The 13545-nt window shown below is 73.7% G+C and carries 14 protein-coding genes; 6 read left to right on the top strand and 8 right to left on the bottom strand.

The window, feature by feature from the left end; genetic code table 11:
- Positions 1-67 precede the first annotated feature (67 nt).
- Positions 68-484 carry a DUF3806 domain-containing protein gene (locus tag JQN70_RS01255; RefSeq protein ID WP_204129500.1) on the top strand — a complete coding sequence of 139 codons (417 nt, stop codon included), beginning with the start codon at positions 68-70 and terminating at the stop codon, positions 482-484.
- 36 nt (positions 485-520) lie between these two features.
- Here the strand turns inward: JQN70_RS01255 and JQN70_RS01250 are convergent, their stop codons facing one another.
- Positions 521-1009 carry an SRPBCC family protein gene (locus JQN70_RS01250; RefSeq protein ID WP_204129499.1) on the bottom strand — a complete coding sequence of 163 codons (489 nt, stop codon included), beginning with the start codon at positions 1007-1009 and terminating at the stop codon, positions 521-523.
- A gap of 1 nt (position 1010) precedes the next feature.
- Positions 1011-1340, bottom strand: a complete 330-nt coding sequence (locus JQN70_RS01245) for an ArsR/SmtB family transcription factor (RefSeq protein WP_204129498.1) — start codon at positions 1338-1340, stop codon at positions 1011-1013.
- Between the two features lie 210 nt (positions 1341-1550).
- Between JQN70_RS01245 and JQN70_RS01240 the strand changes: the two genes are divergently transcribed.
- From JQN70_RS01240 to JQN70_RS01230, 3 genes are all read left to right on the top strand, one after another.
- On the top strand, positions 1551-1874 hold the full coding sequence (locus JQN70_RS01240) for a dihydrolipoamide dehydrogenase (protein ID WP_204129497.1): 324 nt from the start codon (positions 1551-1553) through the stop codon (positions 1872-1874).
- Between the two features lie 162 nt (positions 1875-2036).
- The gene (locus tag JQN70_RS01235) at positions 2037-3194 is read left to right on the top strand and encodes an acyltransferase family protein (protein WP_204129496.1); all 1158 of its coding nucleotides are present in this window, start codon (positions 2037-2039) and stop codon (positions 3192-3194) included.
- Between the two features lie 50 nt (positions 3195-3244).
- Entirely contained in the window at positions 3245-3775 is a 531-nt protein-coding gene (locus tag JQN70_RS01230; protein WP_204129495.1) for a nitroreductase family deazaflavin-dependent oxidoreductase, read from the top strand.
- Positions 3776-3784: 9 nt separating this feature from the next.
- On the opposite strand, the gene JQN70_RS01225 is transcribed toward JQN70_RS01230, so the two are convergent.
- Positions 3785-5620: a GAF domain-containing SpoIIE family protein phosphatase gene (locus JQN70_RS01225; RefSeq protein ID WP_204129494.1), complete on the bottom strand. Its 1836-nt coding sequence runs from the start codon at positions 5618-5620 to the stop codon at positions 3785-3787.
- Between the two features lie 96 nt (positions 5621-5716).
- Positions 5717-6283 (bottom strand): 1-acyl-sn-glycerol-3-phosphate acyltransferase, encoded by a 567-nt coding sequence (locus JQN70_RS01220; RefSeq protein WP_204129493.1) that lies wholly within the window; start codon positions 6281-6283, stop codon positions 5717-5719.
- 180 nt (positions 6284-6463) lie between these two features.
- Between JQN70_RS01220 and JQN70_RS01215 the strand changes: the two genes are divergently transcribed.
- A complete protein-coding gene (locus tag JQN70_RS01215) occupies positions 6464-8047 on the top strand; it encodes an HNH endonuclease signature motif containing protein (protein ID WP_204129492.1) in 1584 nt (527 codons plus the stop codon).
- A gap of 72 nt (positions 8048-8119) precedes the next feature.
- Entirely contained in the window at positions 8120-8248 is a 129-nt protein-coding gene (locus JQN70_RS20445) for a hypothetical protein (protein WP_255546745.1), read from the top strand.
- Between the two features lie 44 nt (positions 8249-8292).
- On the opposite strand, the gene JQN70_RS01210 is transcribed toward JQN70_RS20445, so the two are convergent.
- From JQN70_RS01210 to JQN70_RS01195, 4 genes are read right to left on the bottom strand one after another with little or no spacing between them, the layout of a single operon-like run.
- Entirely contained in the window at positions 8293-8550 is a 258-nt protein-coding gene (locus tag JQN70_RS01210) for a formate dehydrogenase subunit delta (protein WP_204129491.1), read from the bottom strand.
- Positions 8547-11393 (bottom strand): formate dehydrogenase subunit alpha, encoded by a 2847-nt coding sequence (gene fdhF, locus JQN70_RS01205; protein WP_204129490.1) that lies wholly within the window; start codon positions 11391-11393, stop codon positions 8547-8549. Before fdhF ends, JQN70_RS01210 begins: the two co-directional genes overlap by 4 nt.
- Complete coding sequence (locus JQN70_RS01200) at positions 11390-12970, bottom strand: NADH-ubiquinone oxidoreductase-F iron-sulfur binding region domain-containing protein (RefSeq protein ID WP_204129489.1); 1581 nt, start codon at positions 12968-12970, stop codon at positions 11390-11392. The genes fdhF and JQN70_RS01200 overlap by 4 nt, the downstream gene beginning before the upstream one ends.
- On the bottom strand, positions 12967-13482 hold the full coding sequence (locus JQN70_RS01195; RefSeq protein WP_307835744.1) for an NAD(P)H-dependent oxidoreductase subunit E: 516 nt from the start codon (positions 13480-13482) through the stop codon (positions 12967-12969). Before JQN70_RS01195 ends, JQN70_RS01200 begins: the two co-directional genes overlap by 4 nt.
- Positions 13483-13545: the final 63 nt, after the last annotated feature.

Raw genomic sequence — 13545 nt, 5'->3', positions numbered from 1 at the left:
GGCGCGCCCGGGCTGGCGCGGCGGCCCGGCCTGCGCCACGATGAGCCCACGGACGAAGGGGGCCGCGGTGGTGCAGCTCATGGTCGTGAGCGAGGACGAGCGGGAGTGGGTCGAGGGCAACGTCGCCCTCGTCGCCGACTCCGGGGTCGACCTCGACGACGCCGAGGCGCTCGGCCGCGCCTTCGACGCCGAGGCGGCCCGGTGGTTCGCCACGCCCGCGGGGGAGCGCGGGGACCCCAACGCCCTCGTCAACGCCTTCGGCCTGGCCGTCGGTGAGCACCTGCGCCGGGCCTGCCGGCTGCACTGGGTCGTCGCCACCGACGACGACGGCGCCGAGATCGCCCTGCACCGCCAGCCCCACGACGTGCTCGTCCACCCGACGGCGATGGTCGCCCGGCGCTGGTACGACGGCACGCGGGGCGAGGTGCAGGCCCTCGTCGCGGCGGTCAAGGACTCCCTGGCCGGGCTGCCCGACACCCCGTGACGTGACGGGGCGCCGGGCGGGCGTCGGCCCGGGAGGTCAGCCCCGGGCGAGGAAGCCGTCGATCTGGTCGATCGCCGAGCGCGCGCCCTCCTCCATCCCCATGTCGAGCACCTTCTGGAGGTCCTCGGCGGTGTCGTACGTGCTCGTGTACGTGGCCTGCGTGCCCGGGCCGCCGGCCGCGAACGCGTAGACGTTGTGCGACACCGGGAGGCTGGGGTTCGGCGTGAGGTCCGCGTTCGCGAAGCCGTCGTCGTAGGTGAAGCCGGACGGTTCCTCGACCCCGGTGATGTCCCAGTAGCCGCCGAACCTCTCGCCCTCCGGCGAGGTCATGTAGTACGTGGAGCGGGTGCCGGGGCGCAGCTCGTGGTCGACGAAGGTCGCCGGGTACTCCGGCGGGCCCCAGACCTTCTCGAGCTGGCGGGGGTCCGCGTACAGCGCCCAGACGCGCTCGACGGGGGCCGCGAACTCGGCGCGGATGGTCAGGGTGCGGTTCTCGACGTCCTGCGTGATGTCGGTGACGGGCATGTCAGTTCTCCTCGGTGAGTAGTGCGTCGATGCGGGCGACCCGCCCCCGCCAGACGTCCTCGAGCTCGTCGAGCATCGAGGCGACGGACCGGACCGCCTCCACGTCGCCGCTGGCCAGCTGCTCGCGGCCGTTGCGCCGCTTCGTCAGCAGGCCCGCCCTCTCGAGGACGGCGACGTGCTTCTGGACGGCGGCGAAGCTCATGTCGTAGCTCGCCGCCAGGGCCGTGACCGAGTGCTCACCGGACAGGACGCGGCGCAGGATGTCGCGCCGGGTCCGGTCGGAGAGCGCGTGGAACAGGGCGTCGGCCCGGTCCTCGCTCGTCTCGTCCACGAGGCAAACATACAACCAAATGGTTGTATATTGTCAACCCCGCCGCGATCCGGGGGAGGGGCGCGTCGCCTTCCGGGGCCACGGCGGGGCGGTAGCCTCCGGCGAGGACGGTGGACGGAGGACGGGGTGCGCGGTCGTGCGGTGGGTGCAGGACGGCGGGGGCGCGGCGCCGCTCCGCTCGTGGTCGCGGCCGCCCTGTTGGGTGGCGTCGTGGCCTGTGGTGACCCGGCCCCGCCGAACGTGGCGACGTACGACGCGGACGGCTCCGGCATGGACGCGCTGCTCGTCGGGACCCTGCGCGTCACCGAGGCCTGCGTGACGGTCGAGGGCGAGGACGGCTCGCCGACGGTCCCGGTCTTCCCGCGCGGCGAGGTGTCGACAGGAGCGGACGGGCTCGAGTTCGGCGGCCGCACCTACGCCGACGGTGACCGCATCGAGCTCGGTGGGGGCGAGGGAGCGCCCGGCGCATCGGCCGGGATCCCCGCGGGCTGCCCCGACGTCGCCCGCTGGGTCGTGGCGCCGCACGACGGATGACCCTCGCCTCCGCCGTCCCGGCGTGATCCATCTCGCACCCCGGGAGCGCCGGGGCGGGCCGGGGCCGTGTCGGCCGAAGGCGTCCTGACCTGCGAGGACGCGTGTTCCCGCCGGTCCTCAGGAAACGCTCGGACGGCCGTCGGCGACTTGATCGGGCTCGGGATGGCCGACAGCGTGGAGCGGATGGACTCCCCGACCCGCCGCCCGGCGCTGCCCGCCCTCACCGGCCTGCGCGCCCTCGCGGCGGCCTGGGTCGTCCTCTTCCACTACCGCGAGGAGATCCTGCGCCTCCAGCCGGTGCTCGCCCCGCTCGACACCCTCATGCGCGCCGGCTACCTCGGCGTCGACCTCTTCTTCGCGCTGAGCGGCTTCGTCCTCGCGTACACCTACGCCGACCGGATGCGCACCTTCCGGGGGGACCGCAGCGCGCGCTTCGTCCGCAACCGGTTCGCCCGCGTCTGGCCGGTGCACGTGGTCGCGCTCCACGTCGACGTCGCGATCGCCGCCGTCGTCGGCACGCTCGGGACCACGAGCGAGGACACCCGCCGCGGCCTCGGCGCGTACGTCGAGAACCTCGGAATGGTCCACTACTGGGTCAACGACCGCCCGAGCTTCAACTCGCCCGCCTGGTCGATCAGCGCGGAGTGGTTCGCCTACCTCCTCGCCCCCGTCCTCTTCGTCCTCGTGGCCCGCCTGCGCCGCCCGGGGTCGGCCCTGGCCCTCGCGGGACTCGCGTACGCCGTGATGCTCGGCATCTTCGCGACGATGGCGCTGCCGAACGGCAACCTCGAGAACATGTTCTGGGTGCGGATCATGGGGGAGTTCCTCGGCGGGATGCTCCTGTGCATCGCGTGGACGCGAGGTGGGGCGCGCCTCGGCGGGTTCGCCTGGCTGCTGCCGCTCACCGTGGCCGTGGTGGCCCTCATCCCCGCCGCGTCGGCCGGGCACTACTGGGCCGCGCCGGCCCTCGGGCTCGGCACCGCCGGCCTCGCGGCGTCCTCGGGCCCGCTGGTCCGCCTCCTCTCCGGGCCCACGCTGGTCGCCGCGGGGGAGGCCTCGTACGCGCTCTACATGGTCCACTGGCTGTTCGAGCGCCCCATCGAGTGGGCCACGGCGCGGGCGGCGGGCAACGGGTTGGCCTCGGCGCTCGTGCTCGCCGGGATCGTCCTCGTGCTGGGGGTGACGGCCCGCCTCGTCGCCACCCGCATCGAGCAGCCGGCGCGCCGCTGGCTCGTCGACGGCCCCCGCGGGCGGGCACCGGCGACGTGGTCGCGCGAGGTCCCGCAGCACCGGACGCGCACCCTCGCCGTCCTGCGCTGACCGACGCACGTCGGCTCCTCGGCGCGAGGAGGCCCGCTAGCGTCGGGGCCGTGGGAGTCGCCGCCGACCTGTCATACGCGCTGCCCCGTGCCACCGCGGTGCACCGCGCGGTGCGCTCGGTTGCGGCGACGAGACCCGGTGCCGCCGCGCTGGCCCGGACCCTGCCGACCCTCGACCGGACCGTCGCGCGCCTCACCCGCGGACGCACCACGGCGTGCGCGCTGCTCAGCGGGCTCCCCGTGCTCGTCCTCACGACGACCGGCCGGCGCACCGGCGCCCTGCGCAGCACCCAGCTCATCGGGGTGCCGGTCGGCGACACCGTCGCCCTGCTCGGCACGAACTTCGGGCAGGCCGCCACCCCGGGGTGGGTGCTCAACCTCGAGTCCGACCCGCGGGCCACGGTGGGCCACGGCCCGAGGACGGTCGCCGTGCGCGCGCGGGCCGCGTCGCCGACCGAACGTGGCGAGGTGCTGGCCCTCGCCGAGCAGGTGTACGTCGGCTACCCGCGGTACTTCACGCGGGCACGACACCGCCGGGTGCGGATCTTCCTGCTGGAGAACGCGACCGGAGACGGCGCGTGACCGGAGCGGTCAGGCGCTCATCCTGATCGCCGCGGCGACACCACCGCGCCCCGACCCGCTGTCGGCGACCCGCCGGAGCACGAGCGCCGCGACGTCGTCGTCGGAGGAGTCGTCGCCGACCCGGGACACGACCTCGCTCAGCCCGTCGTCGAGGGAGGCGGAGGACAGCTCGCGGGCCGCGCTGCGCAGCCGGGCCAGGCCGGCCTCGATGTCCTCGCCGCGGCGCTCGACCAGCCCGTCGGTGACGAGCAGCAGCGCGTCCCCGGCGGCGAACGGCACGGTCGTGCTGCTGCGGGTCGAGGCGAGCCCGAGCGGTGGACCGTCGGCGTCGGGGAGCCGGTCGACCCGCCCGTGCGCGCGCAGGACGAAGGGCGGCAGGTGGCCGGCGCTCGCGATGCGGACGGTGCCCTCCACCGCGTCGGCCAGCACGTAGACGAGGGTGACGAGCTGCTCGGTGTCGAACTGCACGACCATCCGGTCGAGGGCGTCGAGGACGGCCTCGGGGGCGGGGTCGGAGGAGGCGAACGCGCGCACGGCGGAACGCATCTGGGCCATCGCCGCGGATGCCGCGACGCCCCGGCCCATGACGTCACCGACGAACGCGACGTACCGGCCGTCGGCCAGCGGGAAGGCGTCGTAGAAGTCGCCGCCGACCTCGGTGCGCCCGGACGGCTCGTAGCGCCAGGCCACCTCCCAGTCGGGAGTCCCGGCGAGGTCCTCGGGGAGCACCGCTCGCTGCAGCTGCTCGGCGACGGCGCGGGTCTGGCCGTAGAGGTCGGCGTTGTCGATGGCGCTCGCGGCGCGGCGGGCGAGGTGCTCGGCGAAGCGCACGTCGTCCTCGTCGTAGCGTCGACCCGGGTCGCTCGAGGCCCAGGTGAGGACACCGGAGACCGTGCCACGGACGAGGAGCGGGACGGCGAGGATGCTGCGCATCCCGAGCGCGCGGAGGGCATCGAGGTGCTCGGCGTCGCGCGCCGACTCGGCGAGGAGGTCCTCCGTGATGTCGGGGACGAGCAGGGGCTCGCCGGTGCGGACGACGGCGGCGAGGCCGCGCGGGCGCTCGGGCTGGGTCGGCCAGCGGTCGCGCACCCGGGTGACGAGCTCGGCCTGGACGGGGTCGGCGTGGGCCGACGCGAGCCGGTGCAGGCTGCCGTCACGGACGATGTCGATGGCGCACCAGTCGGCCCAGCGCGGCACGGTGAGCCGCGTGACCGCGGCCGTGGTCGCCTCGAGGTCGAGGCTGCTGGCCAGCTGGATGGAGGCCTCGGCGAGGAAGGCCAGCCGGGCGGTCTGCTTGGCGGCGTCGGCGGCGCGGTCGATGCGCTCGAGGGACTGGGCGCAGGTGTCGGCGAGGACGTCGAGGAACTCGAGCTCGGCCGGGTGCAGCTCGACGACGTCGGGCACCGACAGGTGGATCGCGCCGATGGTGCGGCCGGCGGAGCGCAGCGGCACCGTGACCGTCGTCCGCTCCCCGCGCTGGGCGTTGGCCAGCGCCGGGTAGTGCCGCGCGATCTCGTCGGCGCCGGAGAGCAGGATGCGCTCGCCAGTGCGCACGACGTCGGACACCGTGTTGGGGGTGTCGAGGGGGAAGGTCTGCCACGCGGCGGCCTCGTCGACCGCGAGCCCCCGCACGCCGATGAGGCGGACCTCGTCGCCGTGCCGCAGCCCGAGCGCGGCGATGGTGGCCCCGACGGCGTCGGCCATGTGCTCGGTGACGATCTTGCTGACCGCCTCGACGGTCGTGGCGCCGACGAGCTCGTTCGTCACGTGGGCGAGCTCGGTGAGCGTCTCGCCGACGTGCCGCGGCATCCGGGGGCGGCGGGCATCGCCGGGTCGTGGCTCCACGAGCGCATCCTCGCAGGTCAGGCTGGAAACGTCAGCAGGTGACTTCCGCGTGCCGGTGGTGTATGCCGATGGCGTGCCGCAGGCGTGCCGCGGGCGTCACGCCGGGCGGTCCTCCTCGCGGAGCCGCGGCTCGGTGCGTCGCTCGGGGTGGATGCCCCGCTTGTCGGCGTAGAACGCGCGGACGAGGTCCATGTCGGCGCGGACGTCCGCGGTGGGGATGAGCGTCGGACCGAACCCGGTGGTGCGGCTCGGGCCGTCGACGAAGGCCAGGGCGACGGGCAGGTTCGCGGCGCGGGCGATCCGCCAGAAGCCCGACTTCCAGTACTCGCCCTTCTCGCGGGTGCCCTCCGCGGCGATGACGAGGAGGAACGGCTCACCGCTGCGGGCCTCGCGGACCAGCTCGCGCACCACCTCGCCGGGGTGTGCGCGGTCGAGTGGGATGCCGCCGAGGCGGTGCAGCAGGCGGCCGAGCGGGCCGCGGAAGAGCTCCTTCTTGACGAGCACCCGCGGCGTGACGTCGCCGCGCCACATGACGAGGAGCATCATCACGAAGTCCCAGTTGGACGTGTGCGGGGCGCCGACGAGGATGCCGGTGCGGGGGACCTCGCCGACGGCGGTCCACCGGGCGGCGCGGAGCACGGCCTTGGCCAGGGCGACGCGCATCGTGGTGTCCTTCCTCGGGGACGGGATGTCCACCACACGGTACTGGGGAGGTGGTGCGGAGGAGGTGTGGACCGGGTCACGGTGATGCAAAAATGTTGCGGCACAGTCGATTCGGCCAGCCTCGGGTCTTGTCCGTGTGGGTGGCGCGGGGTAGGATGGGGGCACAGGGAGGGGGCCTCGATGAGCACCAGGGCAGGGGTCGTGCAGAGCACGTCGGAGGCTCTCGAGTGCGCCGTGCGGTCGCTCGACGCGGCGGTGCACGACCCGCGGGCCACGCTCTCGCGCGAGGACTGGCTGGCCCTCGTCGGGCGGTGCCAGTCGCTCGTCAACCGGATCGTCGCCGTGCAGGACCTGGCGGTCGCGGCCGCGTCGCGGTTCGAGAGCGTGTGGGACGAGGACGGCACGCTCGGCACCGTCGAGCACGGTCCCGGCCGCGTGGCCCTCGACGCCGCCGACCTCCTCGCGCTCGGTCTCGGAGCCTCGCACCACCAGGCGCAGGCCCGGGTCGAGGCCGCGGTCCGGCGCACGGGTCTCGAGCCCGTCCCGGTCGAGGTGTCCGAGCGGCCCCGGCCCACGGGTCTCGGCGCGCTGCACGAGGCGATGCGGGCCGGCCGCCTCGACGCCGTCCGGGCCGGCGTCGTCGCCGACGAGCTCGCCGAGGTTCCGGCCGAGGTGGCCGAGGCCGTCCTCGCCGCGCTCGAGCCCCACCTCGACGCCGAGCCCGCGGCCGCCCTGCGCCGCCGGACGCGGCGCATCCTCGGGCGCCTCTCGCCCGACCTGCTCCGGCGGCGCGCGCAGCGGGCCCGGCGCGAGACCGGGCTGCGGCGCTGGGTCGCCGAACCCGGGGTGGACGCCTGGTACGGCACCTTCCCGTCCGAGGAGTCCGCGGCCGCCTGGTCCGCCGTCGACCGCCTTGCCCGCCAGTACGTCACCGACGGGACGTGCAGCAGCATCGAGCAGGCCCGCGGCCGCGCCCTCACCGACCTCGTCGTCCAGCACGTCGACCTCACGTTCCAGGTCGTCCTCACCACGCCCGTCGACTCGTCGTCCGTCGCCGCTCCCACGGTTCCGTCCGATGCGGTCGCCGGACGTCCCGACGACCTCGTGCAGGTGCACGGCATCCGTCCGAGCGAGCCGGTGCTCGTCGAGCGGGGCTGGCTGCAGCGGGTTCTCGCGGACCCGACGACCGACGTCGTCACCCGGCCGTGCCACCCGGCGACGGGAGCCCTCCTCGACCCCTCCGGGTCGCTCGCGCGCGAGGCCTACCGGCCGACCGAAGCGCTCGTGTCCCTGGTGAAGGCTCGTGACGGCCGGTGCCGCTTCCCCGGGTGCTCGGTGGCGGCTCGCTTCTGCGACGTCGACCACGTCCGCCCCTGGCCGCTCGGTCCGACCGCGTCGACGAACCTCATGTGCCTCTGTCGCCGACACCACCGCATCAAGCAGTCGCCCGGGTGGCGGGTCAGGCTCCGCCACGACGGCACGGCGGAGTGGACCGATCACGGCGGCCGGGACAGGACCACGCATCCGCTCGATGCCCTCGAGCAGGTCGTGCTGTCGGCGGAAACCGAAGATCCTCTCCCCGCCGGTGCCCCCGAGGCTTCCGGCCTAGGCGCCGACCTGCCGAGCGTGCTCGAAGAGGCCTGCGAGAGAACGCTCCAGCAGCACGACATCGCGATGCGCCACCGCTACGCCCTGGCCATCCGTGAGGACGGCACCGGTCGACATCGCACCCGCGCTCCCGACCCGACTGCCCCACCCTTCTGACCCACACGAAGGTCGCGTCATCGCGCCTTCGCAGGGCTAGGCCGTTGCAGACGAGCCTTTACGCACATGCCGATGAGCGCCAGTGTCCGCATCGTCAGCGTGATGACGCGGAAACCGTTCGGTGACGCGGTTGTATCCGCGTCCCGCGCCAGCTTCCGCGCCGTCACCGTGACAGTCCACACCGTCCTCATCTGCCGCTGATGATGCTCACACCGGATCGTGCGGCGTGCCCATAGGGCCGACGCTCAGCCGCCGGAGGGTTCCTTCACCTCGGCGCGGTCGATGTCGCCGTCGACGAGGTCCTCGGCCGCACGGACCAGCAGCGGGTGGAGGTCGGTGTCGCCACGGCGGATCCGCGCGAGCAGCTCGTGGCGCATCCGCGGCTCCCAGAACTTCTTGATGTGGGTCGCGAGCTCCTCGGCCGCCTTCTCCGGCGGCAGGGCCTCGAAGTTGCGGACGAGGTCGTGGCCGAGCCGCACGACCGCCGGGGTGTCGCCGCTCACCGGTGCCTCGCCATCGCGCCGGCGGGCATCGGCGCCGACGACGCCTCGGGTGCCTCGCCGGCCGCGGCCCGCGTCGCCTCGGTGGCCACGGTGACCTGGACGGCGGTGACCTTGTACTCGGGGCAGTTCGTCGCCCAGTCCGAGTTCTCGGTCGTCACGACGTTGGCGCCGGTGACGGGGTGGTGGAACGTCGTGTAGACGACGCCGGCGGGCATCCGTTCGGAGACCAGGGCGGTGAGCCGGGTGGCCCCGACCCGCGATGACAGCTCGACGACGTCGCCGTCCGTGATGCCGCGCAGCTCGGCGTCGGCCGGGTGGATCTCCAAGACGTCCTCGGGGTGCCACGTGGAGTTCGGCGTGCGGCGGGTCTGCGCGCCGACGTTGTACTGCGACAGGATGCGCCCGGTCGTCAGCACGAGCGGGTACTTCCGGTTCGAGCGCTCGGTGGTCGGCACGTACACGGTGGTCGTCAGCTGCCCGAGCCCGCGGACGAACGACCCCACGTGCATCGTCGGGGTCCCGTGCGGCGCGGCGTCGGTGACCGGCCACTGCATCGAGCCCTCGGCGTCCAGCCGGGAGAAAGAGACCCCGGCGAACGTCGGTGTCGTGGACGCGATCTCGTCCATGATCTCGGCCGGCGACCCGTACGACATCGGGTAGCCCATCGCCGTCGCGATGTCGCAGACGACCTCCCACTCGTCGCGCCCGACGCGCGACGGCATGACCGGCCGCACGCGGTTGATGCGCCGCTCGGCGTTCGTGAAGGTGCCGTCCTTCTCGAGGAACGACGTGCCCGGCAGGAAGACGTGGGCGAAGCGGGCCGTCTCGTTGAGGAACAGGTCCTGGACGACGACGAGCTCCATCGAGCGCAGCGCGGCCTCGACGTGCTGGGTGTTCGGGTCGGACTGGGCGATGTCCTCGCCCTGCACGTACAGCCCGAGGAACGAGCCGCCGATCGCGGAGTCGAACATGTTCGGGATGCGCAGTCCCGGCTCGGGCTGGATGGTCACGCCCCACAGCGACTCGTAGATCTCGCGGACGTCGGCGCGCGACACGTGCCGGTACCCCGGCAGCTCGTGGGGGAAGGAGCCCATGTCGCACGAGCCCTGCACGTTGTTCTGGCCGCGCAGGGGGTTGACCCCGACGCCCTCGCGCCCGAGGTTGCCGGTGAGCATCGCGAGGTTGGCCATCCCCATGACCATCGTCGAGCCCTGGCTGTGCTCGGTGACCCCGAGCCCGTAGTAGATGCCGGCGTTCGGTGCCGTGGCGTACAGCCGTGCGGCAGAACGCAGGTCGGCGGCAGGGATGCCGGTCTCCTCCTCCATCGCCTCCGGCGAGTGCTCGGGCTGCGCGATGAACCCGAGGTAGCCGTCGACGTCCTCGCACCGCTCGCGCAGGAACGCCTCGTCGTGCAGGCCCTCGGTGACGATGACGTGCGCCATCGCGTTGACGAAGGCGACGTTCGTGCCCGGGCGCACCGGCAGGTGGAACGCGGCCTCGACGTGCGGCGAGCGGACGAGGTCGATGCGGCGCGGGTCGGCGACGATGATCTGGGCGCCCTGGCGCAGGCGCTTCTTCATCCGCGAGGCGAACACCGGGTGCGCGTCGGTGGGGTTGGCCCCGATGAGCAGCATGACGTCGCACTGCTCGACGGACCGGAAGTCCTGGGTGCCGGCCGACGTGCCGAAGGCGTGGTTGAGCCCGTACCCGGTGGGGGAGTGGCAGACCCGCGCGCAGGTGTCGACGTTGTTGTTGCCGAACGCCGCCCGCACCATCTTCTGGACGACGTAGACCTCCTCGTTCGTGCAGCGCGAGGACGAGATGCCGCCGATGGACCCGACGCCGTGCTTCTCCTGGATGGCCCGGAACCCCTCCGCCACACGGGCGATGGCCTCGTCCCACGACACGACGCGCCACTCGTCGTCGATGGTGTCGCGGACCATCGGTTCCATCTGCCGGTCGTCGTGGCTGGCGTACCCGTACGCGAACCGGCCCTTGACGCACGAGTGGCCCTCGTTGGCGCCGCCGTCCTTCCACGGGGTCATCCGCACGACCCGGGTGTCGTCGCCGGACCCCTGCACCTCGGCCTTGAACGAGCAGCCGACGCCGCAGTACGCGCACGTCGTGACCACCGACCGGGTCGGCATCCCCAGCTGCACCACCGAGCGCTCGGTGAGGGCGTCGGTGGGGCAGGCCTGCACGCAGGCGCCGCACGAGACGCACTCGGAGGAGAGGAAGTCGGTGCCGCCGGGGCTGATCCGCGAGTCGAAGCCGCGCCCCTCGACGGTCAGCGCGAAGGTGCCCTGCGTCTCGGAGCAGGCGCGCACGCAGCGCGAGCAGACGATGCACGCGGCCGGGTCGTAGTCGAAGTAGGGGTTCGTGTGGTCGGTGGTGTCGGCGAGGTGGTTCGCGCCGTCGAGGCCGTACCTCACCTCGGCCACCCCGGTCTCCTGCGCGAGCCGCTGCATCTCGCAGTTGCCACGCGCGCAGCCGTCGCAGTCGGTGGGGTGGTCGGAGAGGTAGAGCTCCATCACGTTGCGGCGCAGGTCCTTCACCTGCTCGGTCTGCGTGCTGACGACCATCCCGTCCGCGCACGGGGTGGTGCACGATGCCGGCGTGCCCTTGCCGCCCTCGACCTCGACGAGGCACAGGCGGCACGACCCGAACGCCTTGAGCGAGTCGGTGGCGCACAGCTTCGGCACCTGGATGCCCGCCTCGGCGGCGGCGCGCATCACCGACGTGCCGGCGGGCACGGTGACCTCGCGGCCGTCGATGGTGACCGTGGCCGTCTCGTCGGACGACACTCGCGGTGTGCCGTAGTCGGTATCGTCGATGATCGTCATGGCCGTGCTCCTCCGTCGGTGCTCGTGGCTGACTCGGGCATGTCGTCGGTGACGGCGTCGGCGGTTGCCGGAGCGACGCCGAAGTCTTCGGGGAAGTGCTCGAGGGCGCTGCGGACGGGCATCGGCGTCAGGCCGCCCATCGCGCACAGCGAGCCCTTGGTCATCGTCGTGCAGAGGTCGTCGAGGAGGACGAGGTTCGCCTCACGCTGAGTGCCAGCCCGGATGCGGTCGATGACCTCGACCCCGCGGGTCGACCCGACCCGGCAGGGCGTGCACTTGCCGCAGGACTCCTTGGCGCAGAACTCCATCGCGAAGCGGGCCATCGCGCCGGCGTCCATCGAGTCGTCGAAGACGACGATGCCGCCGTGCCCGACCATCGCGTCGGCGGCCGCGAACGCCTCGTAGTCCATCGGCAGGTCGAACTTCGCCGGCGGCAGGTACGCGCCGAGCGGCCCGCCCACCTGCACCGCCTTGACCGGGCGCCCGGACGCCGTCCCGCCGCCGTACTCCTCGACGAGCTCGCGCAGGCTGATGCCGAAGTCGGCCTCGACGACGCCGCCCCGGGCGACGTTGCCGCCGAGCTGGAACACCTGCGTGCCACGGCTCTTCCCGGTGCCGAGCGCCGCGTACGCCGCGCCGCCGTCGGCCAGCACCATCGGGACCGCCGAGAGCGTGAGGACGTTGTTGACGACGGTCGGCTGCCCGAACAGGCCCTGGAGCGCGGGGATGGGCGGCTTGGCCCGCACCTCGCCCCGCTTGCCCTCGAGCGAGTCGAGCATCGAGGTCTCCTCGCCGCAGATGTAGGCGCCGGCGCCCACCCGCACGTCGAGGTCGAAGCGGTGGCCGCTGCCGAGCACCGAGCCGCCGAGCACGCCGTGCGCGTACGCGATGTCGATGGCGCGTCGCAGGGTGCGGATGGCGTGCGGGTACTCCGAGCGCAGGTAGACGAACCCCTCCGTGGCCCCGACGGCGACGGCGGCGATGGTCATCCCCTCGATGAGGGTGAAGGGGTCGCCCTCGATGAGCATGCGGTCGGCGAAGGTGCCGGAGTCGCCCTCGTCGGCGTTGCAGCAGACGAACTTCAGGTCGGCAGCGGCCTTGCGGACGGTGTCCCACTTGATGCCCGCGGGGAAGCCGGCGCCGCCCCGGCCGCGCAGGCCCGACTCGGTGACCTCGGCGACGACCTGCTCGCCGGTGAGCGTGAGCGCCCGCTCGAGCCCGGCGAGCCCGCCGTGCGCCCGGTAGGCCGCGATGTCGGTGGGCTCGGTGACGCCGACGCGCGCGAACGACACGCGGTGCTGGCGGGTCAACCACGGGTGCTCGTCGACGACGCCCAGGCAGCGGTCGGTGCCGTCGAGGGCGCCGGCCAGCAGCGCATCGACCTCGGAGGGCTCGACGTTCGCGTACCCCACGCGCCCGCGCTCGGTCTCGACCTCGACCATCGGCTCCAGCCAGAGCATCCCGCGCGACCCGTTGCGCCGGACGGTCACGCCGGCGGCCGCGAACGCGTCGGCCACGGCGTCGGCCCCCACCGACCGGGCTGCGGCGTCGCACGGCACCCAGACGACGGGGCTCATCGGGCCCACTCCTCGGTGAGGGCGTCGAGCCGGTCCGGGGTGAGCCGGGCGTGAAGGGTGCCGTCGAGGGTGCCCGACGGGCCGAGGGCGCAGTTGCCGAGGCAGAAGACCTCGCCGACCTCGACCTCGGTGGAGCCCGCCCAGCGGTCGGCGGCGGAGGCGTAGGTGGCCTCGGCGCCGCGGGCCTGGCAGGCCTCGGCGCGGCAGAGGGCGACGCGGTGCGCGGCCGGGGGCGTGCGGCGGAAGTCGTGGTAGAAGCTGACGACGCCGAGGACGTCGGCGCGGCTGAGGTTGAGGACCTCGGCGATGACCGGCACGTCGTCGTCGTGCACGAAGCCGTGCGTCTCGACCACCTCGTGGAGGATCGGCAGCAGCGGGCCGCGCACGCCGGAGAGCTCCTCGGCGATCGACCGCACGGACGCCGCGCGCTCGGGGTCGGCCGGGGCGGGGGCGGGAGCGGGGCTCGGTCCTCGCTGGCGCACGGGGGTCCACCTCTCTGTGGTGCCGGTCACGTCCCAGCAGCGTACGACGGACCCGCCGGTAGCAGCAGAGGTCGGCGGAGCGAGTCCGCCGTC

This window comes from Phycicoccus sonneratiae (assembly GCF_016887965.1).
Taxonomy (GTDB): Bacteria; Actinomycetota; Actinomycetes; order Actinomycetales; family Dermatophilaceae; genus Phycicoccus; species Phycicoccus sonneratiae.
This window is presented reverse-complemented; position numbering and strand designations above follow the sequence as displayed.

Coding starts and splice junctions, on each gene's coding strand:
- JQN70_RS01250 (WP_204129499.1), bottom strand. CDS start 1,009: ATGCCCGTCACCGACATCACGCAGGACGTCGAGAACCGCACCCTGACC.
- JQN70_RS01235 (WP_204129496.1), top strand. CDS start 2,037: ATGGCCGACAGCGTGGAGCGGATGGACTCCCCGACCCGCCGCCCGGCG.
- JQN70_RS01220 (WP_204129493.1), bottom strand. CDS start 6,283: ATGCGCGTCGCCCTGGCCAAGGCCGTGCTCCGCGCCGCCCGGTGGACC.
- JQN70_RS01215 (WP_204129492.1), top strand. CDS start 6,464: ATGAGCACCAGGGCAGGGGTCGTGCAGAGCACGTCGGAGGCTCTCGAG.
- JQN70_RS20445 (WP_255546745.1), top strand. CDS start 8,120: ATGAGCGCCAGTGTCCGCATCGTCAGCGTGATGACGCGGAAACCGTTC.
- fdhF (WP_204129490.1), bottom strand. CDS start 11,393: ATGACGATCATCGACGATACCGACTACGGCACACCGCGAGTGTCGTCC.
- JQN70_RS01200 (WP_204129489.1), bottom strand. CDS start 12,970: ATGAGCCCCGTCGTCTGGGTGCCGTGCGACGCCGCAGCCCGGTCGGTG.